Origin of the sequence: Sporosarcina sp. NPDC096371 (assembly GCF_044762865.1) — a bacterium.
In the GTDB taxonomy this organism is placed as follows: domain Bacteria; phylum Bacillota; class Bacilli; order Bacillales_A; family Planococcaceae; genus Sporosarcina.
Genome location: NZ_JBIWFE010000004.1, coordinates 26,464 through 41,225, shown reverse-complemented (window position 1 = coordinate 41,225; position 14,762 = coordinate 26,464). Strand labels below are relative to the sequence as shown.

Genomic DNA, 14,762 nt, shown 5'->3' with positions numbered 1-14,762 from the left:
CACAAAAAAGCCGCTTCCTGGATGAAGGATAGCGGCTTTTTTTACTGCTTAGGAAATTATAAAATCTCGAACTGTGGATAAGTTACGACATATAGATTTGACGTCTAGGCTCTAGCGCCTAGGCCCTCGAGTCGCTTGGGCCTACAGGGGGGAAGGATTGAACTACATCCTTCCTACTTGTCGGGGCTGAATAGGCGCTTGCGCTTTTGTTACTATATAAGAACAGGTTTATGAATGTAATAGACATATTGCGCGGTTTCGACGGGATGGCCTTCAAAATCCTCTTCAAATACTTCAAGTAGTTCAAAACCTTGTTTTTCATAAAAGGCTCGTCCTATTAAATTGCAACTATCCACATAAACGAACAGCTGTTTAGCGTCATTTAACATGGAAAGTGCATGCTCAAACAACTTTTCCCCGTAACCCATATGCTGATGCGAGGGTAAAATATACATCGCCGTCAGTTCGGAATCACCGTCTTCGTCTTTTTTTGTAAAGTTGGCAAAACCGATGGGAATCCCTTGGCATTCGGCAATAAGTATAATGGTTTTTTCCATGCGTTTCATCATCATCGCGTTTGAATAGGAACGATTGATAAAATCATGCTGAATTTCCTCGGGAATCAGATCCCTATTTGTTTCGCACCAAGTTATACGAGCGATGCGTTGAACGTGCGCACTATCCTTTGCTGTCATCGGTCGGATCATTGCACTGTCACCTCACCGTTTCTTTTTGTTATCATAACAAATAATAGGGGTGAAAACTACTATTGTAATGAAAATGTTATATAAAGGGAGACATAACTTTGAAATGGACGTATCGTAGGTTTGAAGGATTAAGTGGGCGTGAAGTTTATGAAATGCTGAAGTTGCGGGTTGAAGTATTCGTTGTAGAGCAAAACTGTGCGTATCCTGAAATAGACGGCTGTGATTATGACTCGATTCATGTCTTTTGTACAGACGATGATGGACTGATAGCGTATGCACGTCTTCTTCCAGCGGGGCTGAAGTATGAAGAACCATCGATTGGACGTGTGATTGTCAGGCGTGATAAAAGAGGGACAGGTGTAGCGCATAGCCTAATGAAGAGAAGCATTCATTATATTTTGAGTCAATGGAGGCCAGACAAAATTCACCTACAAGCCCAGACCCATCTTGCTGAGTTTTACACTGGGCATGGATTCGAAGTGGTCTCGGAGCCATATGATGATGACGGAATCCCGCATATTGATATGATTTTAAAAACGAAATGACGTTTGTGAACCGTTATAAACGGGTATACTCGGAGTATACGTATTAGGTGTGAAGTAAATGCTAGGAGGAATGATGTAGATGGCACGTAAACGAAATAATGGCCTCTTAATTGCGACAATGGCTGCAGGTGCTTATGCTTATTTTAGTAAAAAAGAAAATCGGGATAAGGCGCAAGTTGCTTTCAATAATATGAAGACGAAAGTTGATTCCTTCATTGGATCGCAAAAGTTAAATCGCTGTCCAGATACAAAAATCGGTCATTCGGATCCGTACGATCTTCAAGATAACAAAATGGTCAGTGAAGGTGCCCAGACAAGCGTTCATTACTATAATCAGGAAGTCGAAGACGATGTGAAGATGACAGCTACAACGGATGGGCTTTATCATAAAAAAGAACAGAGTAATCACGAACAAAAATAATTTTGCGGGTATTTAGAAATAGAAAAACAATCAGTGAACGGTCAATCGTTGTAATCATGTGACGATGTAGGTTATACTTTCAATAGTTTGAATGAGTGAAGGTGAGCCTATATGAAGAAGAAAATTGGATTAGTATCAATGTTGCTGATGGCTGCTGTTTTTCTAGGTGGTTGTGCCGGTGTTGAGAACAAAGAAGGAACGTTTTACAGTATTTTTGTCAAGCCGATGGATTGGTTATTAGAGTTTTTTAGCAGTCAATTCAATGGAAGTTATGGCCTTGCGATTATACTGATCACAGTATTGATACGGCTAATTCTTATGCCGCTCATGCTGAAAAACTATAAATCGCAGCAAACCATGAAAGTGAAGATGGATGCACTGCGTCCTGAGATGGAAGATATTCAAAAGCGTATCAAGGAAGCGAAGGAAAAAGAAGATAAAGAAGAGCAAATGAAGCTACAACAAGAGATGATGGGACTTTACTCGAAGCATGGGGTCAATCCGCTCAATATGGGTTGTCTACCACTTGTCATCCAGATGCCAATCATCATGGGGCTTTACTTTGCGATTCTCTATTCTCCTGATGTGAAATCCCATCCATTCCTTTGGTTCAACCTCGGTGAACCAGATATGATCATGATGTTGATAGCGGGTGCTGTTTACTTCGTTCAAGCACGTGTATCACTTTGGACAATGCCTGAGCAGCAGCAGAAGCAGATGAAAATGTTCATCTACATGTCTCCGATTATGATTATGTTTATTTCGTTTAAAGCGATGGCGGCTTTACCTCTGTACTGGGCAATTGGAGGGATTCTTCTTATTCTCCAAACGTATATAGGACGCAAATTATACTACAAAGAAGTTCAACCTGTAGTAAAAGCGGAAGAGGCTATCGAATCGACTGATGTAAAAGAAGTAAAAGAAGTAAAAGAAGTAAAAGAAGTAAAAGTTGAAACTGTAAAACTTGAAAAAAAGAAAAAAGGCAATAAATGAAAGTAGGCTGGAGAGAAATCTCCGGCCTTTTTTTGGAGGTGATTGCGATGCAGGTGAAATGGTTATTTGGCATCGGGATTGCGGTAGCGGCTATCGCGTCTCTCTTCTTTATCATTAAGCAGGAGTTTAACTATGCAGTATTGGCGATGGTCGCGCTATTTTCAATGACGAACGGGGCGCGGGCAAAATCGTTGCGGGATCAAGGGATGGAACGCGAGTCAAAGTGGATGCGATGGTTGTCGCTATTTTTTGGCGTAGCATTTATCGGTCTGCTCATTTATAGTTTGGCGGGATAAAAGGACGCACAACGGGAACAGAAACTTCCGATGTGCGTCCTTTTTATTGGCTAGAAAATAATAAAGTACCGGACGATGAATAGGTAGATCCGATATTTGAGTTTTAGTAAGCGTATTTTTTCCGTGTGAGGAGTACAATAATAACTGCCGGAACTGAACAGGTAATCATGCCAAGGAATGCAAGCCTTGGGGAGATGTCATATAAGTAACCGCCAGGAAACGTTAGGATAGCTGTACTAAGGCTCATTGCAAATGCTGCGTATATGCCTTGTGCTGCAGCAATGTGATGATGAGGCAATTTCTGAGAAATGTATGTAATAAAGGCGAAATGAGCTACGCCGAATGAAGCGGCATGTAGGAGTTGGGTCCCCACGAAAACAGATGTGTAGGGAAATAAGAAAATGAGCACCCATCTGGTTGTTGAACCGATTCCAGCGATGAGGAACATCGTAGAAATTCGTACATTGGCGAGCCATTTATCGGCACGCGTGAAAAAGACAATTTCAAACAAGATGGCCACGTTCAAAATGACGCCAATCGTAAAACCGTTAACACCGAGATCATCCAAGAAGATGAATCCAAAGTTATAGTAAGAGGCATGTGCCCCTTGCAATAGAATGACAAGTAGCAAAATGATGGCAAATCCTTTTGTTGTAAAGAGGGACTTGATGTTTACGGGCCGCTTTACGGTGTCTGTTTGAAGCGGATGTAACTGCAAAGCCTTCGGTGCTGCCCGCATGAAGAATAGTGTTGCGATAGCTAGCCCAGCGATCATTATGTAAAGTATGACTTGTTCAGCCCAGATAGATGTGGCAGCTCCAATGATGAGGAGAGCAACTGTATAACCGACGGAACCAAATGAGCGACTTTTTCCGTAATGGATGTGGTCTGTCTTTATCAACACGGATGCGCCACTCTCAACGGCAGGTAAAATCATTGGATAGACGGCACTGAACAGAATCGTAATCACGAGCAGGATCATATAGCTCGAATCTGGTAAGTAGAGAAGGGCTAATATAAGTGCTGAGAAGGCTATCCATCTCATTACGCGAATGAGTGACATTTTACGCGTTAAATAGGGAAATACAAGAAATGTTGAGAGCGATCGCGCTATCATACCTGCGCCCATAATAATGCTTGCGGCCGTTACAGATAATCCTTTTTCAATTGTTAACCAACCGGTCCAATAGGGAAGAAATACTCCCCAAGTGAAGAAGAATACAAGGAAACTCATGGAAAGCCATCGTTGGTTATTCATCTTTTAACCTCCTCGGAAACATTTACTATCTTGGCAGAGAGTGAGTACCTTATAAGGCATCCCCTAATGCTGCAGTGGATTCGGTGGAACATATATAGTTATTGTAATTGTGAAATTAAATAATAGCATACGCAGACCACGAAGAGAAATGGTGGTAGAATATAGATACATAGCGAGAAGGAAGGCATAAAAATGAAAAAGAAAAACAAATATAATTATCAACAGAAGAAAAAGGGGCAGGGAAAGGCATTAACGATTACGTTAGTAATCTCCGGTATTCTTATGACCGGACTAGTTGCTTGGATCGGTGTGAATGACTGGAGTGTAGAGCAAAGTACTAAGAAGTTTCAGGAAGTGATTGGCCTGTCGGCTGAGGATGGGGAAGAAGCTGAAAATCCTAAAGAAGGATCCGATTCGGTGGAACCACCTAAAGTTACAGTAGGTGGAGGAGACGATTCGATTGAGGGAGAGCCGGACGAATCAGCAAAGGAACCAGAAAAACCAGCGACAACACCGGATACGCCTAGCGATAGTGGGGGATATATTGAAGGGCAAGAGCTACCTTTGGAGCCTACGTATGTGGAAGGTATTTTGATTGCCAATAAAAAGTATCCACTTCCGGCAACATTTGCGCCTGGCGAAGATAAGGAAGCACGTGAAGCTTTTGACCAAATGGCGGCCGAGGCTCGGCTATCTGGCTTCAATTTAACAGCCTTTAGCACGTATCGCGCATTCGATTACCAGGTGACGCTTTATGAAAGATATGTCACACGTGATGGCATAGAAGCTGCTGACACATACAGTGCGCGACCAGGGTATTCAGAGCACCAAACGGGGCTTGCATTTGATATTGGCGAAGAGAACTTCGAAAAACACTGGGCTTCTTCCACTTTCGGGGACACGGAAGCAGGGAAATGGGTAGCAGCGAATGCCCATCGTTTTGGCTTCATCATGCGCTATCCTGTGGGGAAAGAACAAGTAACAGGCTATATGCATGAGGCGTGGCATTTCCGTTATGTTGGCACTACAATAGCAGCTGACATTTATAAAAACAAAAGCACGTTGGAAGAATATCTTGAAATTCAATGATTACCTAAGTAATTACCACATATTTCAGCAATCAAAAAGGGACGCCCCACTAAAAATGGGAGCGTCCCTTTTTGGCTGTACACCAGTAAATTATAAAATAGGGGATAGCAAGCGTGAAATGGATTCTTTTATTTTAATGTATCGCGTACGTTGTAAATAGGCTTCGTAGGTCAATTCCGTGGATAATTGCATATCCTGTTCGAAAAGCTCGGCTAGTTCATGTGACTTTTCTCGATCATAAATAAAAGCATTTACTTCAAAATTCAATTTGAAACTGCGTACATCGATATTGGCAGTTCCGACCGTCGAAAGTTCGTCATCAACGACAATTTGCTTGGTATGCAGGAAGCCGTTTTCATAAATGTAGACTTTAGCACCGGCCTTTAAGAGCTTTCCGATATTGGAATAAGTGGCCCAGTAGACAAACATATGATCAGGCTTGTTAGGAATCATGATTCGAACATCAACTCCTGACAGGCAGGCAATTCGTAATGCATCAAGGAAACTTATATCAGGGATGAAATAAGGCGTTTGGATATAAATATACTTTTTCGCAATGAAAATCATTTTTAAATAACCGTCTTTTATTTGTTCCCACTCCGAGTCGGGTCCACTTGAAACGATTTGCATACCGACAGAACCTTTCTGCGGGATAGCTGGAAAATAACGTTCCGCATATTCGATATCGTGTTTTTCCGATGCTTGGTTCCAGTCTAAAATGAAACGAGTCTGCAGTGGATGCAAGGCGCTTCCTTCGATTCGGAGATGTGTATCACGCCAATAACCGAATTTATTGTTCAGACCGAGGTATTCGTCTCCGACATTGAATCCACCGACATAGCCAATTCGTCCATCAATGACCACTATTTTTCTGTGGTTCCTGTAATTTAGGCGCGGGTTGATGAGAGGCATGATGGCTGGGAAGAAGGCTTCGACTTCTCCTCCGTTATCCGTCAATTCACGTAAATGTCTTTTACGAAGTCCGCGCGAACCGATATCATCGAATAATACACGCACCTTTACACCTTGCTTGGCTTTGTGAATTAAAACGTCCAATATCCTTTTGCCTAAGTGATCAAGTCGCAAAATATAATATTGAAAATGAATATGATCTTTAGCGTTTTCAAGGTCATGGATAAGTGCCTCAAACTTAGCTTCGCCATCGTTGAAAACCTGGACATCATTATCTTGTGTCAAGACGGCATGATTGTTTCGCAAGTGAAGATAGATCATATCTTGATAGTGAGCGGTGTCATCTAACCTGAAATCAAGCGTGTTATTCTCAATTGCCTCAATTTGGTAGTCAATCAGTTGTTCAATACCGATTTTACTACGACCTTCCCAGCGGAAAAGATGCTTCTCGCGAAGCTGTCTTCCAAGTAAAAGATAAATGATGAAACCAAACAATGGAATAAAAAATAACACAAGGAGCCATGCCCATGTAGAAGTTGGATCCCTACGTTCCAGAAAAATCAGCGCGATTGCGAGAAATATGTTCAGAATCAGTGTGGCTGTTACCGAAAAACTAAATAAGTGAGTCATAAGCGCCTCCTTTACCAATGATGCATATCTTATTAGTATAACGGATAACGAAGGGAAAGGAATCTTATAGCATGCCTATTCATTATAAACCTACTTGACTGATAGGTATTAGTGGTTTAAAGTATGTTCTATACTAAAATTAAGAATTGAGGGGGATGAGAACATGGATACATTGTTTCTTCTATTGAATATTGCAGGACTGCTATTGCTTGTCGGTCTATTATATGGGATGAACCGCAAAAAGGTTTCGTTTTCCAAACGAGTCTTTACGGGACTTGGACTTGGGATTGTATACGGACTAATTTTGCATTTTGCGTACGGAACAGATTCGGCGGTACTACAAGAATCGATGCCATGGTTTAATTTAATCGGAAGCGGTTATGTTAAATTGCTTCAAATGATTGTTATGCCACTTGTTTTCATTTCAATCCTTGCGGCATTTACAAAAATAACTATCGGTAAGAACTTCGGAAAAATGGCAGGTTTGATATTGGGGATGTTAGTCGGTACTACAGCGATTGCTGCCATTGTCGGGATTTCAGCTTCTCTTCTCTTTGGACTGGATGCCACTGAAATTGTGCAAGGGGAAGCAGAAGCAGCGCGTGGAGCTTCGATAGAAGAACGTTCTGCGAGTGTGGCTGAAAAGGCGTTACCCGATCAGTTAATTGAGTTATTACCTGGAAATCCATTCCTTGATTTCACCGGGGCACGCCCGACTTCAACCATCGGGGTCGTTATCTTTGCGGCATTTCTTGGTTTCGCCTATTTGGCAATTTCAAGAAAAGAAACGGAAAACGCCGCTACGGTGAAAAAAGGAATTGACGCAATCTACGCATTAATTATGGGTGTTGTAAGAATCGTTCTACGTCTGACACCGTACGGAATTTTAGCGATTATCGCGCGCACTGTCGCGACTTCGGACTTTGCGGCCATATACAGTCTTGGGAAGTTTGTACTCGCTTCCTACGCAGCGCTATTAGTGGTGTTCGGTATTCACTTAATCATTATTACATTATCAGGATTAAACCCAATCACGTACGTGAAAAAAGCAGGAGAAGCTTTAATATTCGCCTTCACATCACGTTCGAGTGCAGGAACACTGCCGTTAACGATTGATGCACAGACGAAACGTATGGGTGTACCTGACGGAATTGCCAACTTTGCCGGATCATTTGGATTATCGATTGGGCAAAATGGTTGTGCGGGGATTTACCCGGCGATGCTTGCGGTCATGATTGCACCATCTGTAGGACAAAATCCGTTAGAACCGACTTTCCTTCTAACATTGGTAGCTATCGTAGCGATTAGCTCATTCGGTGTAGCTGGTGTAGGTGGGGGAGCAACTTTTGCCGCGATTCTTGTTCTTTCGGCTATGAATCTTCCCGTCGTACTAGCGGGTCTATTGATTTCTGTTGAACCATTGATCGACATGGGGCGTACTGCTGTAAATGTCAGCGGCTCGATGACAGCTGGCGTAACGACAGCTCGTGTAACAGGAGAACTAGATACAGACGTCTACAACGCACCACTTGCAAAACAAACAGTTGAAGCATAATTCATTAAAAATCCCGCAGAAGACAGCATTGTCTTCTGCGGGATTTTTTACTTTGTAAGTAAACTGTATGTTTTCATGATGAAGTCTTTGTAAGGTGAATGTGGCATGCGTGAAATATTGTCAACGGCGATTTGAATGAGGCGTCTTGCCTCTGTGTGATTACCGAGTTCCTGATGACAAAGTGCTTCGTATGCCTCCTTTTCGTAAAATATAGATAAGTCGAATGGGTGATGAATGTAATCGGAGATGGTAACCCTTTTAAGAAAATCAAGTGCTGGCTCAAATTCACTTAATCCGAAGAGGGATTTCCCTTGCTCTAGATTGAGAAATGGGCCGTATTCTTTTGAGTAATCACCTTTATTTAAAATCACATTCAGTAGCAGGTTCGCTTCTTTAAATGACTTTTTGTATGAATTCAAATAATGGATTTCTGCAAACCTTGCGAAGAAGAGCGCATTTTTGTCATCTGCAAAGTCTCCATACTGCGTTAGTTTTTTTATATAGTAGGCATAGTTGTCATCATCTTGCTTCATCATCGCATGCGCGGCAGCTAGCCTATACAAGTGATCTATACGATAAAAGACTTGTTTCTCCTTCGAGAACTTGATACCGCTTTTCATGACCTGGAGGGCGGATTCGGAATCACCTACTGCGTAGTGAAGAATTGCCTCCATGTAGTCAAAGTCGAGTCGCGTCATCGGCTCAATGTAGGCATTGTTCGCTTCAATTTCGGAGCGTTCTAAGAGTAGGATTTCAAGTGACTTTGCATAATCGTGTGTTGTAAATTTCGTTAAGGCACGAAATATCCCAATACTTGCGCGTCTCGGAATAATGTTCAGTTGCTCATATATCGCTGCTGCTTTATCAGAATAATACTGCCAGCCATCTTTTTTTTCTTGGTGAAGACAGCGACTATACATTTCCAGTAGCCTTGCCGATTCATACCCTTGTGTTAGTTTTTCGACATATGGGTTAACTAGCGTAATCAGCTGCTCGTATTCATCCGTTAAATCATCGAACTCGGTATGATAGAGCCTCTCTGCTTTCTCCAACACATCCCTCAATTCCTGCGTACTCACTTCTTCCAAAAGCACGGAAACCTCAACACCAAGTCTGTTCGCTATATAAGATAGGCTATCCATCGAAGGATTCGCCTTGTTGTTTTCGATGAGGCTCAGCATGCCTTTCGTCAGCTCATCTCCAGCTAACGCTTCCAATGTTAGTTTCTGTTGTTTTCTCAATTTGCGTATTCTCTCGCCTAACGTTTCGATGTGGCATACCTCCATAAACTTGAATATAGTTTAATTATATTAAACTTTCTCTTGTATTGAAAGAGATAGCGTGATATTATTTGTTTAATTAGATTGAACATTTAGAATGGAGTGGTTTTGTGGAAGAGGTTTTGAAACTAAAAAAAGCGACGTATCATTTATGGACATTCATGACGAGTAAACTTATTTCATCATTTGGCGCACAAGTCTATGCGTTTGCCATCAGCTTTTATATTTTACAAGTGACGGGATCTGCAACTAGCTTTGCGATGAATCTCATTTGTAACTTATTGCCCCGGACACTTATCGCACCATTTGCTGGTTATGTTGTGGATAAATATTCACGTAAGGTGATTGTTATTACGGCGCAGATAGCCTCATCTTTCGCAATAGCGGGGCTTCTCACCGTCAGTTTGACTTCCGGGCTATCTCTTGTGGCAATCTATACAACGACAGTGATCCTATCCATAGCTTCGACATTTTCGGGAATCGCATTTAGTTCCTCTATTACGGGACTTGTCGATGAAGCGCGGATTCAAAAAGCGATGTCGATGAACCAGATGTCCATCTCATTCGCAGCAATTGGTAGTCCTGCACTTGCTGGTCTACTATATGGCAGTGTTCCAATGCCAGTATTTCTCATCATGTACCTGATCGCTTCCATTATTGCGGTGATCCTTGAATCGACGATGAATTTCAAGTTATTCGCAAAACGCAAAGAAGTGGTTGAGGGAGAACCGAAGGAATCGATGTGGCAGAGCATGAAGGCCGGGTTTTCCTATCTCAAACTACAGCCGGTGCTCATGACAATCATTTGGATCTCTCTGTTTATCAATTTCCTGTTCGGTTCGTTTGAGGTCGGATATTCCTTTATTCTTATCGAGAAATTAAATATAGATTCGACACATTTTGGATTAACACAAGGTGCGTTCGCAGTAGGAATGTTAGTGTTATCCATCTATTTATCCGTGCGAAAAGAAGTGAAGTACCCATTGCTCGTTTCGAAACGGGGTATTCTCATATTTGGTATTTTGATAGGCAGTATTGGATTGCCGCTCATACAACCGATGCAGTATGGCGTCATGATTGCCTACTATGCTGTCGTTATGTTTGGTTTTGGGGCAACGCTAATAGTTGTCAATACACCGCTACAAGTCATGATGCAAAAAATGATTGACGACGATTATAAGGGACGCGTGTTTTCAATTATTGAGACGATGGCGATGGCATTAATGCCTTTAGGGGTTGTCATTTTTGGACTTTTGTATGATATCTTCCCAGCTCAATGGATTCTTATCGTTACAAGTTTGTTATTGATAGGTGTCGTGCTAGTCTTGGCAAGGCCGTCTGTTGTGCGAAAAGCACATCCAGAACTTGCGGCATCGAAATCAGTGAAGGTAGAAACGGTTTCGGAATAAAAGGATTGGAGTGTGGTAGTGGGGAACAAGTTGAGAAGGTAATCCAAATGATTACTTCCTCAATTCTTGGTGGTGAAAACTAGCAAAACTTTGCTACTTCACTCGAATCCATACTCTACCTCAGGGGCAACATCCACATAGGGCATTGCATACAAATCGATATCAATGATGGCGTTGGTACGGTAAGCGAATTCGATTGTGTCTTTTTCGAACGCAAATCCAGGCGTACGGCCATCCTATATTTCAGGGACAATGACAATACTAAACTGGGTGTCATAGGTGTTTTGGATATGATTGATGACATCGATTTTATCCTTGAACGCTTCCAGGACTGGCAGTAGCTGATCATCGATATCAAGGGTTTCTTCATAATCGGTGCCATATGACCAAGATGTAAAAAAATAAGGAGGATGTTCAGGGTGATTACTAGTCCTGCGTTCTCCTTTTTTCATTGTTTTAGTTGGTGTGATGTCGAGCAATTCTGTGACGGTTTCCAACGGGAAATCATCGCCTTTAATGTTGAAATACACCATAACTTTTGTTGTTTTTTTTTTTTTTTTTTTTTTTTTTTTTTTCATACAGTTCCTCTCTTCTTTGCCAATAAATTATTCTAATAATACCATAGTGCATAAAAAACCTTCTGGCATTGGGTCAAAAGGATTTTTTTACGTCTCTCAAAGATTTAGCTGATATCCTAAAGGCGAAGAACAACCCAATGGCAAGGAAAGTGGGAGTGGCGGGGGAAAATACATATTTCTTTTTAAGGAAGAAGGTTAAAAGGCCTAAATGTAAATTGGGATAAAATGAAATTCATTTCCCGTTAATGGAGAAGGGGTTTTTAATTATAGAACGAAAGGCTTAATAATAGATTGAATAGTCGATTTTATATGATAGTATATAAGAACGGTAAATGAAAACGTTGGAGGAGGGGAAAGCGATGCAGCCGATTTGGCTTGAGTCGAAAATAACTGTACCTATTGTTTCGGAGAAGACAATTGAAAGAAGAAGGCTAAATGAACTTCTAGGGCAAAAAAACTTGGCGAGAATTTCAATTATCCGTGCACCGGCAGGTTACGGAAAGACGACGATGCTCAGTCAGTGGGGACGTTACTTTGACGGACCAGTTGCATGGCTGTCGATTGATGCAACAGATAATGACCCCGTCCGTTTTTTGAAATATCTAATTCGAACTGTGGCCCATGCACATCATAACGAAATGGACTTACACTTGTTATCCCATTTTAAAGACCGGTCACAACTGCCAATTGAACTGTTAGTAGACTCCTTTTTGAATGAACTTGGTTCAATGGCAAGTAAAGTACACATCGTCATTGATGACTATCATTTAATAGAAAATAGCAGTATTCACAATGTAATGACTCGAATCATTGACTATTTGCCGAGTAATTGTAACGTGTACATTGCAAGTCGAACTGAATTGCCACTACCTCTTGCGAAATGGCGTGTAAGGTCTTGGCTAGTGGAAATCGGAATGCAACAGCTATGTTTTACATATGGCGAAGTAAAGCAATTCTACGAAAAACAAAGTTTGGTCATGGACGATGCGCATGCGCTTCAACATGTATGGGAGATCACAGAGGGCTGGCCAGCTGGAATTCAATTAGCGGGCCTATCGCTATCTACTTCCGAGTATAGTGGGTGGAGTTTACAACAGTTTGATGGTGGCGATTCATTTGTAACAGAATTTCTTCTGAAAGAAATTCTTGCAACGCTTCCTTCAGCCACTCAAGATTTCCTTATATGCACGGCAATTTTGGATCGGCTAGATCCTTCAATTTGCGATAGCCTTACAAATCGATCCGATAGTTTAGATATATTGCTTGAACTTGAAAGGCTTGGTCTTTTTATTGTCCGATTACATACGAAAGAACCTACTTTTCGTTATCACCACCTATTTGCTGAGTCATTACAAGGAGAATTGAAAAACAGGTATGCCAAGGATGTTATTTGTTCAATGTATCAAAAAGCGGCCACGATTTATCGTGAAAATAGCGATTTCATTTCTGCGATTGAACTTGCTATGAACGGACAGTCGTATGAACTTGCGGAAGAGTGGATAAATACTTTTATCGTCGATATACTTGCGGCGGGACAGGCTTCAACATTCATTCGTTGGGTACAAACATTCCTAAGAAACAACTATGCTGTCCATCCTGAGACGATGGTTATGTATGCATATACGTTGGCCTTAGACAACAAATTAGAAGAATCGTATCGACTCATTGCGAACTTGGAAAGTCAGCATGAAATCAATCAATGGATGGATAATGCCGAATATAGACGTGCTGCAGGCGATTTTCTTGGTGTGAAAGCATATATTCTTATTTTAAGGAATGGTGATATCGAACAGGCAGGCAAGTTAATGCGAAAAAGATTAGAAAATAGACCTAAGAACTCCAAATGGAACTCGATTTCTATTCAGCATAATCAAGTAGAGCCTACCCTTCTTCGTACAAGCATAGGGGGAAGGGGAAAGCTATGGCAGGATGAAGAAGTTATGGCCTTTTTTGAACTATTTCGCCAAACTGTATTTAAGGACCTGAATATGACCGGATACAGCTATGGAATACGAGCGGAGATGTTATACGAAAGAAACCGCGTAAAAGAAGCATTACCGGAACTTGAAGAAGCCCTTCGTTATGGCCACCGTTTTAAGGATCCAGGTCTGTTGGTTCCGATGTATCTATTGAAAAGTCGAATATACATGGTGAGAAAGCAATTTGTCGCAGCGCATGCCTTGTTGGATTATGCGATGGAGCGTGTGAAGGAACATCACTGGTTAAACGCCTTGTATGCGATGAAAGTTCAAGTGTATTTACAGGAGAATAATATTTTTCATGCAGAACGTGAGTTTAGTAAAATAACCATGCACCACGGTTGCAAAGTGGAATCGAGACAACCGTTTTGCACTTTGACGCATGTACGTCTATTGCTCGCCAAAAAGCAACCAGGAGAGGCATTGAAATTCATTATTCAAGCCAAGACAAGGGCAATGCAAGAGGGACAAGTTTCGACAAATGTGGAAGCATCAGTACTAGAGGCAATTTGCCAAGCTGTTTTAATGAATGAAGATGCAGCGTTGGAGGCATTACATGAGGCTTTGGAACAAGGCAAGCCTTATGGTTATGTGAGGACTTTTCTTGATGAAGCAGACATAGCTTCATTACTTAGAAAGTATATGAATAAACGACAAAGTGGTATAACCGCCCATTGGGATTCTGTGCCTTATTCTTATGCGGAACAATTGCTAGAAGATAACAAGGATGGACTGCAGTTAGGTGGGGCAATGGATGCACTTACGCCACGCGAACAAGAAGTACTTCAACTACTTGCAGGTGGAGCTACAAATCGGGAAATTGCCAGTAGACTATTTCTGTCAGAGGGAACAGTACGTGTCTATTTATCAAACATTTATGGCAAGTTGGGTGTGAATTCACGAACTCAAGCAGTTTTGCTAGTAAAAGAAGGGGAAAGGTAAGAGGATGTTTAGGAATAAATGCTCCCTACTGAAACAATAATCAAATTATTTAGACAAACCATTAACATTTGTCAATAGTAGTTTAGACCGCAGTCCTTTATGATAAAGGTACTAGCGTTTTTTTGTTTATACTGAACAATTAGTCTTGATATATGTGAAGAGAGGAGT

Annotated in this window: 13 protein-coding genes; 8 read left to right on the top strand and 5 right to left on the bottom strand. The window is 41.5% G+C overall.

Going from position 1 to position 14,762, the window contains the following annotated elements; all coding sequences use genetic code 11:
- Nucleotides 1-212: 212 nt before the first annotated feature.
- Nucleotides 213-695 (bottom strand): GNAT family N-acetyltransferase, encoded by a 483-nt coding sequence (locus ACIQ0H_RS11635; protein WP_403414651.1) that lies wholly within the window; start codon nucleotides 693-695, stop codon nucleotides 213-215.
- Nucleotides 696-805: 110 nt separating this feature from the next.
- Between ACIQ0H_RS11635 and ACIQ0H_RS11630 the strand changes: the two genes are divergently transcribed.
- The 4 genes from ACIQ0H_RS11630 (at nucleotide 806) to ACIQ0H_RS11615 (ending at nucleotide 2,962) form a co-directional block, all read left to right on the top strand.
- Entirely contained in the window at nucleotides 806-1,252 is a 447-nt protein-coding gene (locus ACIQ0H_RS11630) for a GNAT family N-acetyltransferase (RefSeq protein ID WP_403414648.1), read from the top strand.
- 79 nt (nucleotides 1,253-1,331) lie between these two features.
- Nucleotides 1,332-1,673 carry a hypothetical protein gene (locus ACIQ0H_RS11625; RefSeq protein ID WP_403414645.1) on the top strand — a complete coding sequence of 114 codons (342 nt, stop codon included), beginning with the start codon at nucleotides 1,332-1,334 and terminating at the stop codon, nucleotides 1,671-1,673.
- A 111-nt stretch (nucleotides 1,674-1,784) separates the two neighbouring features.
- The gene (gene yidC / locus ACIQ0H_RS11620) at nucleotides 1,785-2,666 is read left to right on the top strand and encodes a membrane protein insertase YidC (protein WP_403414642.1); all 882 of its coding nucleotides are present in this window, start codon (nucleotides 1,785-1,787) and stop codon (nucleotides 2,664-2,666) included.
- A gap of 47 nt (nucleotides 2,667-2,713) precedes the next feature.
- On the top strand, nucleotides 2,714-2,962 hold the full coding sequence (locus ACIQ0H_RS11615; protein ID WP_403414640.1) for a hypothetical protein: 249 nt from the start codon (nucleotides 2,714-2,716) through the stop codon (nucleotides 2,960-2,962).
- 103 nt (nucleotides 2,963-3,065) lie between these two features.
- Here ACIQ0H_RS11615 and ACIQ0H_RS11610 read toward each other — a convergent pair whose 3' ends face one another.
- A complete protein-coding gene (locus ACIQ0H_RS11610) occupies nucleotides 3,066-4,220 on the bottom strand; it encodes an MFS transporter (protein WP_403414637.1) in 1,155 nt (384 codons plus the stop codon).
- Between the two features lie 192 nt (nucleotides 4,221-4,412).
- On the opposite strand from ACIQ0H_RS11610, the gene ACIQ0H_RS11605 reads away from it, so the two are divergent.
- Nucleotides 4,413-5,309, top strand: a complete 897-nt coding sequence (locus ACIQ0H_RS11605; RefSeq protein ID WP_403414634.1) for a M15 family metallopeptidase — start codon at nucleotides 4,413-4,415, stop codon at nucleotides 5,307-5,309.
- A gap of 90 nt (nucleotides 5,310-5,399) precedes the next feature.
- Here the strand turns inward: ACIQ0H_RS11605 and cls are convergent, their stop codons facing one another.
- Nucleotides 5,400-6,851: a cardiolipin synthase gene (cls, locus tag ACIQ0H_RS11600; RefSeq protein ID WP_403414631.1), complete on the bottom strand. Its 1,452-nt coding sequence runs from the start codon at nucleotides 6,849-6,851 to the stop codon at nucleotides 5,400-5,402.
- A gap of 163 nt (nucleotides 6,852-7,014) precedes the next feature.
- On the opposite strand from cls, the gene ACIQ0H_RS11595 reads away from it, so the two are divergent.
- The gene (locus ACIQ0H_RS11595; RefSeq protein WP_403414628.1) at nucleotides 7,015-8,406 is read left to right on the top strand and encodes an L-cystine transporter; all 1,392 of its coding nucleotides are present in this window, start codon (nucleotides 7,015-7,017) and stop codon (nucleotides 8,404-8,406) included.
- A 47-nt stretch (nucleotides 8,407-8,453) separates the two neighbouring features.
- On the opposite strand, the gene ACIQ0H_RS11590 is transcribed toward ACIQ0H_RS11595, so the two are convergent.
- Complete coding sequence (locus ACIQ0H_RS11590) at nucleotides 8,454-9,692, bottom strand: helix-turn-helix domain-containing protein (protein WP_403414625.1); 1,239 nt, start codon at nucleotides 9,690-9,692, stop codon at nucleotides 8,454-8,456.
- Nucleotides 9,693-9,796: 104 nt separating this feature from the next.
- Here ACIQ0H_RS11590 and ACIQ0H_RS11585 point away from each other — a divergent pair, with 104 nt between their 5' ends.
- Entirely contained in the window at nucleotides 9,797-11,095 is a 1,299-nt protein-coding gene (locus ACIQ0H_RS11585) for an MFS transporter (RefSeq protein WP_403414622.1), read from the top strand.
- A 236-nt stretch (nucleotides 11,096-11,331) separates the two neighbouring features.
- Here ACIQ0H_RS11585 and ACIQ0H_RS11580 read toward each other — a convergent pair whose 3' ends face one another.
- Nucleotides 11,332-11,673 (bottom strand): DUF4279 domain-containing protein, encoded by a 342-nt coding sequence (locus tag ACIQ0H_RS11580; protein ID WP_403414620.1) that lies wholly within the window; start codon nucleotides 11,671-11,673, stop codon nucleotides 11,332-11,334.
- 359 nt (nucleotides 11,674-12,032) lie between these two features.
- On the opposite strand from ACIQ0H_RS11580, the gene ACIQ0H_RS11575 reads away from it, so the two are divergent.
- Entirely contained in the window at nucleotides 12,033-14,594 is a 2,562-nt protein-coding gene (locus ACIQ0H_RS11575) for a winged helix-turn-helix domain-containing protein (protein WP_403414617.1), read from the top strand.
- Nucleotides 14,595-14,762: the final 168 nt, after the last annotated feature.